Origin of the sequence: Paenibacillus sp. FSL K6-1558, from assembly GCF_038002565.1 — a bacterium.
Lineage (GTDB): Bacteria > Bacillota > Bacilli > Paenibacillales > Paenibacillaceae > Paenibacillus > Paenibacillus polysaccharolyticus.
Genome location: NZ_JBBOCV010000001.1, coordinates 1,084,142 through 1,099,303, shown reverse-complemented (window position 1 = coordinate 1,099,303; position 15,162 = coordinate 1,084,142). Strand labels below are relative to the sequence as shown.

At 44.6% G+C, this 15,162-nt stretch carries 12 protein-coding genes; 10 read left to right on the top strand and 2 right to left on the bottom strand.

Annotation, left to right across the window (positions count from 1 at the left end; genetic code table 11):
- The first annotated feature begins 16 nt into the window (after window positions 1–16).
- Together MHI38_RS04530 and MHI38_RS04525 are read left to right on the top strand one after the other, a co-directional pair.
- Complete coding sequence (locus MHI38_RS04530; protein ID WP_154890524.1) at window positions 17–442, top strand: chemotaxis protein CheW; 426 nt, start codon at window positions 17–19, stop codon at window positions 440–442.
- Between the two features lie 14 nt (window positions 443–456).
- Window positions 457–2,463, top strand: a complete 2,007-nt coding sequence (locus MHI38_RS04525; RefSeq protein ID WP_341181003.1) for a chemotaxis protein CheA — start codon at window positions 457–459, stop codon at window positions 2,461–2,463.
- Between the two features lie 117 nt (window positions 2,464–2,580).
- Here the strand turns inward: MHI38_RS04525 and MHI38_RS04520 are convergent, their stop codons facing one another.
- Window positions 2,581–3,486: a LysR family transcriptional regulator gene (locus MHI38_RS04520; RefSeq protein WP_154890522.1), complete on the bottom strand. Its 906-nt coding sequence runs from the start codon at window positions 3,484–3,486 to the stop codon at window positions 2,581–2,583.
- Window positions 3,487–3,598: 112 nt separating this feature from the next.
- On the opposite strand from MHI38_RS04520, the gene zwf reads away from it, so the two are divergent.
- The 4 genes from zwf to MHI38_RS04500 all read left to right on the top strand — a co-directional run bounded on the left by zwf (window position 3,599) and on the right by MHI38_RS04500 (window position 8,703).
- Window positions 3,599–5,122 carry a glucose-6-phosphate dehydrogenase gene (gene zwf, locus MHI38_RS04515; protein ID WP_154890521.1) on the top strand — a complete coding sequence of 508 codons (1,524 nt, stop codon included), beginning with the start codon at window positions 3,599–3,601 and terminating at the stop codon, window positions 5,120–5,122.
- Window positions 5,123–5,167: 45 nt separating this feature from the next.
- Window positions 5,168–5,833, top strand: a complete 666-nt coding sequence (fsa, locus tag MHI38_RS04510) for a fructose-6-phosphate aldolase (RefSeq protein WP_090916923.1) — start codon at window positions 5,168–5,170, stop codon at window positions 5,831–5,833.
- 66 nt (window positions 5,834–5,899) lie between these two features.
- Window positions 5,900–7,318, top strand: a complete 1,419-nt coding sequence (gene gndA / locus MHI38_RS04505) for an NADP-dependent phosphogluconate dehydrogenase (protein WP_154890519.1) — start codon at window positions 5,900–5,902, stop codon at window positions 7,316–7,318.
- A 281-nt stretch (window positions 7,319–7,599) separates the two neighbouring features.
- A complete protein-coding gene (locus MHI38_RS04500) occupies window positions 7,600–8,703 on the top strand; it encodes a metallophosphoesterase (protein WP_308722000.1) in 1,104 nt (367 codons plus the stop codon).
- A 58-nt stretch (window positions 8,704–8,761) separates the two neighbouring features.
- Here MHI38_RS04500 and MHI38_RS04495 read toward each other — a convergent pair whose 3' ends face one another.
- The gene (locus MHI38_RS04495) at window positions 8,762–9,778 is read right to left on the bottom strand and encodes a hypothetical protein (protein WP_308721641.1); all 1,017 of its coding nucleotides are present in this window, start codon (window positions 9,776–9,778) and stop codon (window positions 8,762–8,764) included.
- A 267-nt stretch (window positions 9,779–10,045) separates the two neighbouring features.
- On the opposite strand from MHI38_RS04495, the gene licT reads away from it, so the two are divergent.
- The 4 genes from licT to MHI38_RS04475 all read left to right on the top strand — a co-directional run bounded on the left by licT (window position 10,046) and on the right by MHI38_RS04475 (window position 15,129).
- Entirely contained in the window at window positions 10,046–10,888 is an 843-nt protein-coding gene (licT, locus tag MHI38_RS04490; RefSeq protein ID WP_090916914.1) for a BglG family transcription antiterminator LicT, read from the top strand.
- Between the two features lie 124 nt (window positions 10,889–11,012).
- A complete protein-coding gene (locus tag MHI38_RS04485) occupies window positions 11,013–12,938 on the top strand; it encodes a beta-glucoside-specific PTS transporter subunit IIABC (protein ID WP_154890517.1) in 1,926 nt (641 codons plus the stop codon).
- A gap of 16 nt (window positions 12,939–12,954) precedes the next feature.
- A complete protein-coding gene (locus MHI38_RS04480; RefSeq protein WP_154890516.1) occupies window positions 12,955–14,418 on the top strand; it encodes a 6-phospho-beta-glucosidase in 1,464 nt (487 codons plus the stop codon).
- Between the two features lie 138 nt (window positions 14,419–14,556).
- Complete coding sequence (locus MHI38_RS04475) at window positions 14,557–15,129, top strand: 5' nucleotidase, NT5C type (protein ID WP_341181002.1); 573 nt, start codon at window positions 14,557–14,559, stop codon at window positions 15,127–15,129.
- Window positions 15,130–15,162: the final 33 nt, after the last annotated feature.

The window sequence follows — 15,162 nt, the reverse complement described above, 5'->3', positions numbered from 1 at the left end:
ATTGAGGGTGAAACGAATGTCTTCACTTCAGAAAGAACAATATATCGAACTGTCTGTCGGCGCAGAGACCTGTGCCATTCGAATCGAAGAAATTCATGAAATTATAAAAATGCAAAGTATTACCGATATTCCGTTTAGTCGTACCGAAATCAAAGGAGTCATGAACCTACGTGGTAAAGTTGTCTGCGTCATGAGCCTGCGCAATTTGCTTGGCATGCCAGACGAATCGGCAACCCGGGCGACCCGAATCATTGTGGTACGTTATCAAGATGAGTATATCGGTTTGATTGTAGATCGAGTCAGCAAAGTCACAACTTATTCGGAAATACATCCGCCTACTGGAGGTCATGGACGCAACCTTGAGATATTTTTTCAGGGTGTAGGCCAACAGGGAGACAGTCTGGTTGGTATATTGAAACTGGATGAAATATTGGGCGGTTAGGAGGGAATGCACCAATGATGGATTTGTCCGCCTATCGCGACATATTTATCGAAGAACTGAATGATCAGTTGGAACGGATGGATCAGTCCTTGCTTGCACTTGAGCTTTCACCTTCTGTGGAACTTGTGCAGACCTTATTTCGGGCGGCTCATACGATTAAGGGCTCGGCTTCGACTATGGATTTTCGTGAATTAAGTGATCTGACACATGAAGTGGAGTATGCATTGGAATGGGTGCGATCCAAGAAACCGGAAATTACCGCACAACTCGTTGACACCCTTTTTCGTTCGTTGGATGCCATGAGAGTGCTTAGGGATCAATACGTGCAAGGCGAAAGTTTTACTGATTTCCGTGCAGTGGTTAAAGAAATACAAGACATGATTCATCAACCGGCCTTGGCTCAGCAGACTAAGTCACCCGTTCTACAGTCTGTGGAGTCGAATCTGTTCGATGAAGTACTTGAACCAGGTCAGCAGATTTTTTCCATTCGCATTGTATTAAGCTCAGATTGTTTGATGAAAGCAGCTAGATATCATATTTTGTGCAAACGGGTTGAAGATGTATGTGGCAGTGTACTAGCGACATCCATTGAAAAGCAGGGTCTTGATGAGGAACTGGGAGAAGCGCACTATAACGAGTTTGTGATCGTTATAGCATCTTCTCTGGATCAAGCTCAGATTGAGAGTGCGTTATCCGGAGATTCGGATATTCGGAGCGTGGATGTCGGTCCATATATTTTGGCGACAGAAGAGGTTGCTGTAACATCTGAATTAATAGAGACTGAAATGACAGTTGGAAAAGAAAAAAGCGACACGTCAGTGCCTCTTCATGAAGATAAGATGAAGTCAACCCAGCCTACGGTTCGCGTAAGTGTGGAGCGACTGGATCATTTGATGAACCTCGTCGGTGAGCTGCTTATTGATCAGACCTCTCTTGCTGATTTGAGCCGTACTGGTGCCCGTAAGGAGCCCTCCCCAGTGATTCAAAGTATTGGTGGAGTGTCCGACCATATGGGTAGAGTCATTAAGGAACTGCAGGACGGAGTTATGAAGACGCGGATGTTGCCTATTGATCAATTGTTGAACCGGTTCCCGAGGCTGGTTCGGGATTTGTCGCAGAAGCTGGGCAAAGATATTGAGCTGGTCATTAAAGGCGGAGAGACTGAGCTGGATCGCATGATTATCGAAGAACTCAGTGATCCGTTAATCCATCTAATTCGGAACAGTGCAGATCATGGCATTGAGAGTGCTGAGGTTCGGGCCCAACAGAACAAGCCTGCCAAAGGACGAATCAAACTGACCTCATACCACGAGGAAAATCATGTGGTCATACGTTTCTCTGATGATGGCAAGGGTATTGATGGGGAGAAAATTAAAGCTTCCGCATTGAAAAAAGGCATTATAACTGAAGAGCAAGCGGCTCGTTTAAATCAACAGGAAGCCGTTCATCTGATTTTTGAACCAGGGTTCTCTACGGCTTCAACCGTTAGTGATGTATCTGGCCGAGGTGTTGGCATGGACATCGTAAGAAGCCAGATCGGAAGGTTGAATGGCATCATAGATATTGATACAGAGGTTGGTATCGGAACGACATTTACGATTAGGTTACCGCTCACCTTAGCCATTATTAAAGGGCTTCTGGTGAATGTATCTGGCAGGGTATTGATTTTGCCAATGTACAACGTAGCGGAGATCGTGCGCATTAAACCGGAAGAGATTCAGATGATTCAGGGACAGCAATCCATTTTGAATCATGGACGTATCGTGCCTTTCTACCGACTGTGTGACAAGTTGCAGTACCCGCGTAACGACCGTAAGTCCAAGACGATTCCACTCGTCATTGTGCGTTCTGTCGATAAAATTGCGGCTTATGCAGTGGATGAAATCATCGGAAATCAGGAAGTGGTGATTAAGTCGCTTGGAACATACCTCGGAGCAATGAATCATCTATCTGGTGCAACCATTCTGGGGAACGGTAAAGTGGCTCTCATTCTGGACGCTTCTTATCTAGTCAGCCATTAAAAGTTAAAGAACTCACTTCATTCAGTAATCACTATAATTTATTTAAAATAAAGAAGATAAAGAGCCTCAAGATCCTGCATGCAGGGCCTTGAGGCTCTTTATCTTGTTCTCAACGGATCATGTTCTCGAGGTGTCCGCCTGTGCTTTGAAAATTAAGTCCATAAAGTGATTCGCAGCCGAAGAGATCGGCATATTGCGTTTTGTCATGATCCCTACATGAGATGGAGGCAGAGGAACGTCGAGCTGAATCTCAAAGAGAGAGCCTTCTTCCAGCTCTTTGGAGATAAATTCTCGTGTGACATAAGAGATTCCCAAGCCGCGGCGAGCAAATTCAATCAGGAGGTCAACGCTGCCGACCTCTATTTCTGGTTTTAACGTGTAATTATAATGATTGAAGAGTTCTGTGATAGCCATCCGAACCCGGCTGTTCCGGGAAAACAGAATAAGCTCATGTTCAAGCAGTTGTTCAAGGGTCAACACTTTTCCCTTCAACTGGGCATATCGTTCGCCGGCAACAAAACAATCCTTTAGTTGAATGCTCTCCCGCACTTCCAGCTGTGGGTCAACGATGGGCATACGCACAACGCCAAGATCGATTTTGCCTTCTTTCAGAAACGTGATGACTTCAGGCGTCGTTCCATGGCTTAGATGCAGCTTGATGTTAGGGTACTGAATGTGAAACTCCTCCAGATACGATAACATGTAATGTTTGAAGAGGGAGTCGCTACCGCCAATCCGAAGTTCCCCGTTATCCAGATTTTTTAGCGCAGCCATTTTTTCTTCTGCAAGGGAGATGAGAATCTGGGATTGTTCAATATAGGAGTACAGGCTGGCACCCTCCTGGGTTAATGCAACCCCCTTGGAATTTCGATAGAAAAGAGTGAGTCCGAAGCTGTCTTCCAACTGTTTGATCGCGTGACTGACGCTGGGTTGTGTGATGTAAAGGGCTTTGGCGGCTTGGGTCAGACTGCCTGTTTTGGCAGCCCAGTAAAAGACTTTATATAATTCATAATTTGTTGTCATAGATATCGTCTATAGCTCCTGTGAAATATATTAATTACTTGTATAGCTATAAAACGTATTATAGTGTAACTACAACAAAGAAACCAGAGTTACTTGGAAGGAGCACGGTAAGATGGAACCAACAACAATTGTTTTATTTGGTGCTACTGGAGATTTAGCCAAAAGAAAAATATATCCTGCCCTATATAATCTGTACCTTGAGAAAAAGCTTCCTGAAACCTTCTCCCTGATCGGCATGGGCCGCAGAGAATGGTCGGATGAATTTTTCCAAGCTCAAGTGGAAAAATCTTTACATGAGTTCTCCAGACGTCAAGGAGATCATCAATCAGTAAAATCATTTGTAAAAGCTTTTCGCTACAGTGTATTGAATATCACACATAAGGAAGATTATATAAAGTTGCTTCAATTGGTTGAGCAAAGAGAAGCTGAACTGGGCATCCCATCCAATCGCTTGTTTTATCTCTCGGTTGGTCCGGAATTCTTCGAACCGATCGCTGAAAATATTCAGGCAAGCGGGCTTGGTTCAACGCAAGGGTGGAAACGGCTCGTCATCGAGAAGCCATTTGGTCATGATTTGCAGTCAGCACGTGACCTTAACCGCAAGCTGAGTGAATCCTTCACAGAGGAAGAGATTTATCGGATTGACCACTACCTGGGTAAACCGATGGTTCAGAAGCTAGAGACACTTCATCAAAGCAACCCGATTATGAAGGCTCTCTGGAACAACCGTTACATCTCTAACGTGCAAATTACGGCAAATGAGACTGTAGGTGTCGAAGAACGCGCATCCTATTATGATCATGTAGGTGCTGTGCGTGACATGTTCCAGAATCATATGTTGCAATTGCTTATGATGATGGCGATTCAGCTTCCATATAACAGCACTTCCGAAAATGTGGGCCAGAAGAAGAAACACATTATGGAGTCCATTCAGCCCCTTCAGAAACAAACAGTCGGAGCAAGCATCATCCGTGGACAGTACGCTGCAGGCAGCATTCAAGGAAAACCGGTACATGCTTATGCAGATGAACCAGGTGTTGCCGAGAACACGATGAATGACACATTTATTGCCGCGAAGCTGCAAATTGATGATTTCTTCTGGAGAGGTGTTCCGTTTTACATCCGTACGGGTAAAAGAATGAAGGAGAAATCAACACGAATCGTGATTGAGTTCAAAGAACCTTCTGGCCAAGGTCACCTGATCAAGAACAACGGTTCGAAGCCGAACCTGCTTGTGATTGAGATGAGCCCGGATCAAAGCATGACACTGCAACTGAACGCAAGTGATCCTGAAAATAAAGGGGAGTTCAAACCCGTTCACATTGATCTTGCTCCTAATCAGGGAGATCTGGCAGAAGCTTATGAGAACTTGATTCGCGATGCGTTGCATGGTGATCCGACATTTTTTGCACATTGGGATGAAGTTGAGTTATCCTGGGCTTGGGTGCAACCGATTCTGGACGCATTCAATGAAAATCTGCTACCACTTCACTTATATCCGGCAGGAAGCTATGGACCAGCGGAGTCGGATGCCATGCTTGAGGCGGAAGGTCATCATTGGTGGTTTGATGAACCAAGTGAACTGATTTCCGAGCAAGACAGCGATGTACCGATCGCAGTTAACGGCAACATTTAATTCAAAACAACTTAAAAAATCAAACTAATCGGAGGTTATTTAATCATGAAATTTTTTATCGATACAGCTAACGTGGAAGACATTCAAAAAGCGTACAAAATCGGTGTATTGTCTGGTGTAACAACTAACCCTTCCCTGGTAGCCAAAGAAGGCGTGAAATTCGAAGACCGCATCGAAGAAATTCTGAAGCTTGTGCCTGAAGTGGAGTCTGTTTCCGCTGAAGTAACGCCAGATGCGCTGACTGCTGAAGAAATGATTGCCCAAGCGAATGAATTGATCAAAATCAACAACAACGACAAAAACATTACGATTAAATTGCCAATGACGCTTGCGGGTCTGGAGGCTTGCCGTTACTTGACTAAAAAAGGTGTAAAAACAAACGTGACTTTGATCTTCACTGTGAATCAGGCGTTGCTTGCAGCTCGTGCAGGTGCAACCTACGTATCTCCGTTCTTGGGACGTCTGGACGACATCTCCGAAGACGGCGTACAACTGGTAGCCAAAGTAGCTGAACTGTTCCGCACACATAATCTCGATGCACAGATCATTGCTGCATCCGTTAGACATCCGGATCACGTTACACGTGTAGCGATGGCTGGAGCACATATTGCAACAGTTCCATTTGCAGTCATTGAACAAATTTCCAAACATCCGCTGACAGATCAAGGGATGGAGAAATTTGCAGCAGACTGGAAAAAAACAGTACAATAATAGCCATACGTGTGGATAAGGTTTAACGAAAAATATATATAAATCATGGAGTATCGGGAGGACATAATGAGTAAACAACAGATTGGTGTCATTGGACTTGCAGTAATGGGGAAAAACCTGGCTTTTAACATTGAAAGTAAAGGTTTCTCGGTATCGGTATTTAACCGCTCACCGGAGAAAACACATGATCTTCTGAAAGAAGCAGACGGTAAAAACCTGATCGGAACGTTTTCCATTGAAGAGTTCGTAGCTTCTTTGGAATCACCACGCAAAATCTTGATCATGGTACAAGCGGGTAAAGCGACGGATGCTACTATTGAGCAATTGCTTCCTCATTTGGATCAAGGAGATATCATTATCGATGGCGGTAATGCGTACTTCCCTGATACACAGCGTCGTAGCAAAGAGCTGGAAGCCAAAGGTTTCCGTTTCATCGGTGCAGGTGTATCCGGTGGGGAAGAAGGCGCACTGAAAGGTCCTGCAATTATGCCGGGCGGTCAGGAAAGTGCTTATGAGCTTGTAGAACCGATCCTCACAGCAATTTCTGCCAAAGTTGGCGATGATGCGTGCAGTACGTATATCGGACCTGACGGTGCGGGACACTACGTTAAAATGGTGCATAACGGCATCGAGTATGGTGACATGCAGTTGATTGGTGAAGCATACCACTTGCTGAAATCCGTACTGAACGTTTCCGTAGAAGAATTGCATGAAATCTTTACAGAGTGGAACCAAGGTGAACTTGACAGCTATCTGATCGAGATCACAGCGGATATCTTCTCCAAATACGATCCAGAAACAGGCAAACCAATGGTTGACGTTATTCTGGATGCCGCTGGACAAAAAGGAACAGGCAAATGGACAAGCCAGAGCGCGCTGGATCTCGGCGTACCATTGTCCATGATTACGGAATCCGTATTCTCCCGTTTCTTGTCGGCGATGAAAGACGAGCGTATCGCTGCAAGCAAAATCCTGAACGGACCTAAGGCCGAAGCATTCTCTGGTGACAAAAAAGCATTCATCGAGAACGTGCGCAAAGCGCTGTTCGCAAGTAAAATCGTATCCTACGCTCAAGGTTTCGCACAGATGCGAGCCGCATCCGACGAATATGGCTGGGATCTGAAATACGGCAACATCGCGATGATCTTCCGCGGCGGTTGCATTATCCGTTCGCAGTTCCTGCAAAACATCAAGGAAGCATACGATAAAGATGCAGCCCTGAAAAACCTGCTCCTTGATCCATACTTCCAAAACATCGTGGAATCCTATCAGGATGCATGGCGTGAAGTGGTAGCCGCTGCGGTGAAACAAGGTATTCCGGTACCAGGCTTCTCTAGCGCGTTGTCTTACTACGACAGCTACCGTACAGAGCGTTTGCCAGCAAACTTGCTGCAAGCACAACGTGACTACTTCGGCGCACACACATTCCAACGTGTGGACAAAGAAGGTTCATTCCACTTCCAATGGATGGATACTAACGAGTAATTTTTAAATATAAGCACCTCTGCAACAATCCTTTTGAGTTTACTCAGGGGAGAGTTGCAGAGGTGTTTTTTTGGTTTTGGCACAACTTCGGTATGTATGGTTGATAATACAGAGGTGGAGACTCTTCAAAATTTAATATCATCAAATTGTAATAAAATGTACCCATCTGGAGTCTGTAAAAGATGCTGGGGCACCTCTATTTACGTTATACTAGTTCAGACGGAACTGTATCCGTTAAAATTGCAGTATATAACTTTTTGAAGGTGGGGGTCAGGCCAGGCATGTTTGTACTCGTAGGTATTTTGTTTTTGCTCGTATATGGATTATTAGTCTTCTACATAGGCTGGAGCGGCTGGAGTTGGATGAAACCCGTAGTGGCAGCCAGATTTCGCTGGTTGTATATCGTAGCACTAGTTTTTCTAGCGGCTTCCTTTATTTTGGCGCGCATATTTGGCAGCATTTCGTTTCTCGGTGTCATCGGTTCCTATTGGCTGGCGGTTTTCTCGCTATTATTGCTCATATTACCTGTTGTGCACCTGACGTTGTGGCTTCTGCGCTTGACGCGAATTCCTAGACATCACGCTCATAAATGGGCGGGTGTAGTTACGCTGGTTTTTCTTATCTCTACAATGGGATACGGAATTTTCAACGCGTACAGTCCAGTCGTCAGACAATATAACATTCAGATTGATAAAAAGGTGGAAGGCGTCGATAAGCTGAATATTGTCATGGCTGCGGATATGCATTTTGGACTGTTGTCTGGTCCTGCTCATGCGAAACGAATGGTAGAGGAGATTAATGCCCTCAAACCTGACCTCGTCTTATATCCAGGTGATCTGATTGATGACAATCTGGCGATGTATGAGAAGAGTGGTATTGCCGACATTATCAGTGAAATCAAGGCTCCTTATGGCGTATATGCTTCACTGGGGAACCATGACAAGTTTGACGGTCCTATAGAGGATTTAATCGCTGCGTTGGAGAAAAGCAATATGCAGGTGCTTTATGACGACAAGATCGTATTGGACAACAAAATCACATTGATTGGACGGAAAGACCGAACGGAAGAAGATCGGGCAGACGTAGCAACGCTTATGCAAAATGCAGATCTGAATCAGCCTGTAATCATGCTGGATCATCAGCCGTACGATCTGGATATCGCCGAGAAGAACAACGTTGATTTAGTCGTATCGGGTCATACCCACAGGGGACAGATTGCACCGGCACAATTCATAACACAAGCGATCTATGAGAATGATTGGGGTTATCTGCAAAAGGGGTCCATGCACTCGATTGTCACCTCGGGATACGGTTTCTGGGGGCCACCAATCAGGACAAGTAGCCGTTCCGAAATTGTGCAGATCAACGTGACCTTCAGGCAATAAACAAAGCAGCCCCTTCGTGATAGAAGGGGCTGTTTTGCTTAGTTCTACAAACGGACAGTTAGTTCCGTACTCCATTTACGGGAATCGCTTCAAACGAATAAAAAGCGCCTTTTTTGTTGATTTTACCGATGAGGGTGGTGGCCCCTTTTTTTGTAAAGGTGTATTGGTTATCTTGGATACGAACGCTGTATCCTTTCAAATTCAGGCCAAAGATCGATTTTACTTTTGGCACTGCGGCGGAGAGGGCTTTCTTTTTACTCAGCTTAGGTTTGGCAAAAGACTTTTTAAAATCAGCATCATTGTTCCAGTCCGTGCCAAATTCGTTGATTACCTTCCACACCTTGCCGGTGCTACTTCCAATATGCACTGAGTTTATACTACTATCATCCTGATATACCCAGAGTGTATCTTTGTTTTCTTTGGTAAGCAATGAATAATCAAATGCCTTAACGGATGAGATGCCAAGCATTTTGAGTGAGTTTCGGGCTTTGTTCGTAAGTGTAGCTCGTGCATCCCTAAGATCATACAGAATACTTGCTGACAATTGGTTGTTATGATCCACATCAACGTATAAACTTTGGTCATGTCCCCAGATCACCCAGTAGTTTTTGAGTCCGCTGTCGTTTACATCTTGTTTAACTCGCCAGAAGGCATCCGCTTTAAATTTTTTGTCTTTGTCGAAAGACTTCAGGAACGATTGTATTTTGGTGTATAAAGCTTGATCCAATACTTTGTTAAGATCATCCGCTTTATAATTGATTAGGGTAGAAGTAACTTTTCCCATTTTGGAATTATAATTTTGAGAGACATCGGCCTCGGCTAAGCCAGTTAATGTACTATTAACCATCCAATCTTCAAATGCAGTGTCTGCCGATGTGAATTGAATCGTTTGTTTTCCAGCCAGTGCTGTGATGGCATCGGTTAATTGCTCAGTCACTTTTTGATCGAGATTCAGCGTATTGGAAACATCCTGAACCACGGAAGTAGGACTTGATTCTGCCCAAGCGGCGGGAGCTATAGATAATAATAGTGACATAGAAGTGACCGTTGCGGTGATAGAAATCAATTTTTTCAAGACGTATTCCTCCTGTTACGTAAATGTAATTGTGATTGCATTAGATATTTGTAGTTGGATACACTATTAACGTGGATGAAAAGGAAAATGTTGCATACTCTATATTTTTAACTTATGCCCTTAGTTGACACCGTTTTCAGCTTGTGCTAGACTACTTTCGAGGCTTGTTACCGGTAAAGCGGGCAAAACCACAATGGAAATGATCTTATTATTTCTATTTTGGTTTTGCCCTTTTTTATGTCTCAAAATAAACCAGGTGGGTCCATTATGATTATTAAACAGATATTTAATAACAATATCGTCAGCACAGTAGATGATAAAAATCAGGAATTGCTGATCCTCGGCCGGGGTATCGGATTTAAGTTCAAAGCTGGCGATGAGATTGACGAAGAGCGAATCGAAAAGGTGTTTCGTCTTCAGGATACATCGATTTATGAGAAATTCAAATCCATTGTAGCTGAAGTACCAATTGAGATTTTGCAGGCAACCGATGACATTGTAACGCTGGCACGAACGCAGCTGAGTAAAACGATCAGTGACGGGATTTATGTTTCCTTGTCTGACCACATTCATTTTGCTGTTCAGCGGTTGGAGAAGGGAATGATTACGCGCAATCCGCTCTCGTGGGAAGTGCAACATTTCTATAAGGCAGAATACGATGTGGCCAAAGAGGCGTTGACCTTGCTAAAGGAAAGACTGGATATCGAATTCCCTAAAGATGAAATATGTAACATTGCACTGCATTTCATCAATGCGGAAGTCAACGACTCCATGAATGATGTTACACATCTGATGCAGTTGCTGCAGGAGATTATGAACATTATCAAATATCACTTTAATGTCGAACTGGATGAGGATAGCGTGAACTATTTCCGTTTTATCACACATCTAAAATACTTCTGTCAGCGAGTCATTACACATTCGACTCATGATGATGCGGAGGAGTATCTGTATGAGGTGGTCCGGAAAAACTATCCGGAGACCTTTAAATGTATCGGCAAGATTGAGACATTTATCCATAAAAATTATCAATACGATATGACTCACTCGGAGCAGTTGTACCTTACCCTGCATCTGGAGCGTCTCATGAAAACAAAACGGGAAACGTAACGTTTTCCTAAACGCTATGGGCTTGTTACTGTTCAATCAGGCAATACCCGAATGAAAGTATGCAGGTACATCTGCGTATTTTTGTTCGGGTATTTTTTATGGGGAAATTAAGGAGGAAATGAAGATGAAACATCAAGACACGGCACAGCAGATCATCAAAGCCGTTGGCGGAAAAGACAATATTAACTCGGTTTATCACTGTGTTACCAGGCTGCGCTTTGATCTGAAAAGTAATGAAAAAGTCGACAACGGCGCGCTCAAACAGCTGGACAAAGTGATGGGTACTAACATTTCGGGGGATCAATTCCAGGTCATTATCGGTAACGATGTGTCCAAAGTGTTTGATGCGATGGTGAAGGAAGAACCGTCCATTCAGCAAAACGCAGATAACAAGCAGGCTAAGCCGGAGAAAAGTAAAAATGTAATCCTGAACATCTTCGAAACGATTGCTGGTGTATTTGCTCCCATGCTGCCGGCCATAACAGCCGCAGGTATGTTAAAAGGGTTACTGGCCCTGTTCGTTTCACTGGAATGGATGTCCGCTGGTACAGACACATATCGTATCCTGTCCGCGATTGGTGACGGTGTGTTCCATTACTTGCCACTGCTAATTGCAGTCAGCGCTGCGCGCAAGTTTGGCAGTAATCCATTCGTAGCGATTGCACTAGGTACAGCCTTGATGTATCCCGACATGGGGGCCTTGCTCTCCAGCGGAGAAACGGTGGCATTTCTAGGCATTCCGGTCACGGCGGTAAGCTATGCTTCATCGGTTATTCCGATTTTGCTGGCGGTATGGTTGATGTCTTATGTTGAAAAATGGGTGGATCGGATCATCCCTGCAGCGCTCAAACTCTTGCTTGTGCCACTGATTACGCTCCTGGTGATGGTTCCAGTCACACTGATTGCGATTGGTCCATTGGGTACATTTGTTGGTAATGGCTTGTCCGGTGGGATTAACTGGCTACTGAACGAAGGTGGTTTGATCGCTGGTATCGTACTTGGCGGTGCCATGGCACTGATTATCATGACCGGTATGCACTACGCTTTAGTACCGATTATTCTCAGCAATATTGCTACACTTGGTTTTGACAAATTCCTACCTCTGACGTTCATTTCCAATATGGGTCAGGCTGGTGCAACACTCGGTGTATTCTTCCGCGCTAAAGATAAAAAACTCAAAACCGTGGCCTTATCCACGAGTTTCACGGCTCTGATGGGTGTAACCGAACCGGCGATGTACGGGGTTAATATGAAATATAAAAAGCCATTTGCCGCTGCGATGATCGGTAGTGCAGTAGGTGGCGGTTTCGCCTTGGCTTTTGGCGCTAAAGCCTATGTACTCGCGGGGAATGGCGGACTTCCGGGGTTACCGTCCCTTGTTGGACAGACCTTCCTGTATTCCTTTGGAGGTATGATTATCGCTTTTGTTGTAGGTACGATTGTATCCATTCTGTTCGGAATTAAGGAAGAAGAGGGTGATGCAGAGGCGCTGGCCCAATTCGCTCCAGGTGCTTCTAACGCTACCTCATCAACAGATAAGGCTAACATGGTTGACGCGCCTGTCAACATAGAGGATCTTGGTGTCCCTGCACCCACGGGTGATGCTATCGCTTATGCTCCGATGACAGGCAGATCCATCCCATTGCAAGAAGTGAATGATCCGACATTTGGTGATGAATTGATGGGCAAAGGTGTGGCGTTTGTTCCTACTTTGGGTGAACTGGTGTCCCCGGTTACAGGCACGGTGATGAACGTATTCAAAACCAAACATGCGATTGTTGTCCGCAGTGATGAGGGTATGGAGCTTCTTATTCATGTTGGGATCAACACGGTGAAACTACGCGGACAATACTTTGAAGCTCATGTAGCAACGGGGACTCGCGTACAAGCTGGTGATTTATTGCTAACCTTTGAACTGGATGAGATTGCGAAGGAATATGACATAACCACTGCTATGGTTGTGACCAATACAGCCGATTATAAAGAGATTATGCCTATACAACTTGGAAATATGCAAATGGGTGAGAAGGTATTGAAAGCAAATCTGTGAACAAGGAGAGATTGATATGAACAATAGACAAGGATTTCCCGAAGGATTCTTATGGGGCGGCGCAATCGCTGCCAACCAGGCTGAAGGGGCGTTTGATGTCGGAGGAAAAGGCTGGTCTACGGCAGACATGGTTCCTTATTTTGAGAAGAAGGATTATACCAATTTGCGAGAGTTGATGCATGTCACAACTGCCAAGGTGGAGAAGGCAATGGCACATCACAGTTCGGAAGGTTATCCGAAACGATATGGTATTGATTTTTATCATCGTTTCAGAGAAGATATTGCCCTGTTTGCCGAGCTTGGTTTTAAAACGTTCCGTCTGTCCATCAACTGGCCGCGTATTTTCCCGAACGGTTATGATGAGCAGCCAAACGAAGAAGGCCTTCGTTTTTATGATGAGGTATTTTCCGAGCTTCGGAAATACAATATTGAGCCACTGGTAACCCTCTCTCATTACGAGATGCCAATGTCACTTGTACTGAAATATAACGGTTGGGCAGGTCGTGAAGTTATTGAGCATTTTGTGAAATATGCAGAAACGGTCATGACTAGGTACAAGGATAAGGTTAAATATTGGCTAACGTTCAACGAGATCAACACGACGATTATTGAGCCGTTTACAGGTGGAGGCATCATCGAGGATCGGGTGGATAACGTTATGCAGGCGTCCTACCAGGCGCTTCATCATCAGTTTGTAGCCAGTAGTTTGGTGACTGAGAGAGCACGGCAGATTAACCCAGAGTTCCAGATTGGATGTATGCTGGCCCGTATGATCCATTACCCGGCGACGTCCAATCCCGAAGATGTGCTACAAGCTCAAATCGACAATCAACTCAACCTGTTGCATACGGATGTACAAGTTCGCGGCAGTTACCCTGCGTTTATGACTCGTTACTGGTCAGATCATGGAATAAACGTGGTCATGGAGCCTGGAGACGAGCAAATACTACGTGAGCATACGGTAGATTTTATTTCGTTCAGTTATTATACTTCGTTGGTGTCTGCGGTGAATCCTGAGGATTATGGGGTTACGGGCGGGAACTTATACAGTACCATCAAAAACCCGAATCTGGAACGCACAGAATGGGGTTGGCAGCTTGATCCGGTTGGACTGCGTATTGCGCTGAAGGAGCTGTATGATCGTTATCAATTGCCGTTGTTCGTTGTTGAAAATGGGCTCGGCGCGAAAGATAAAGTAGAGAAGGATGGTTCCATTCAGGATGATTACCGAATCGATTACCTCCGTAAACATATTACACAGATGAAGGAAGCGGTCATGGACGGTGTAGAACTGATGGGATACACGAACTGGGGAGCCATTGATATTATCAGTGCATCTACCTCGGAAATGTCCAAACGTTATGGTGTAATCTATGTGGACCAGGATGATAACGGACAGGGGACATTGAACCGGTATAAGAAAAAAAGTTTTGGTTGGTATAAAAAAGTAATTGCTTCAAACGGCGAGGATATGGATTGATCCTAGAACGAACTTAAAGGGCTTTGTTTCGTAGAATTTTGCTACGGAGCAGAGCCTTTTTCGGATTGTTCCTATGAAAATGAATGACTGAGTCCCGGATGAGATGATATACTGTGTTCGTATCAGGGAGGAATGAAAATGAGAAAACCGATTATTGCCGTAGATATGGATGACACGATTTGTCAATTGGTTAAACGGGCTATATACCATAACAACAGGAGTTTCCCGACGCACCCTCTCCAATATGAAGATATGGTCGACTGGGATACAACGCACTTGCGTCACCCTGATAGTACACATGAGGTATTTTACGGGCGTCCTGGTCTGTTCGAAGAACTGGAACTATATGACGAGTATGTGGTAGAAGAGATGCAGAAGTTAAACGAGGTATATGATCTCATTATTGTTACAGCGGCAGAACCGAGAACGGTTAATGAGAAGTGGAATTGGCTGCAACTACATATGCCGTTTATTAAACTGGAGCAATTCATTACGTGTAAACGCAAAAACTTGCTCACATTTGATCTTTTAATCGATGATGGGCCACATAATCTGATTCCGGCTGTGGAAAGTGGTCGGAAAGTGATCTGTATTCCACATCCGTGGAACAGACTACATCGTGAGCAGTATGGCTTTCCTCTAATGTCGTCCTGGAAAGATGCGAAGCTGTACATCGATGAGATGTTGCAGCCTTCAGGCCTTCATATTTAATATTAAAAAATACTACCGTAATCCAGAGCAGAA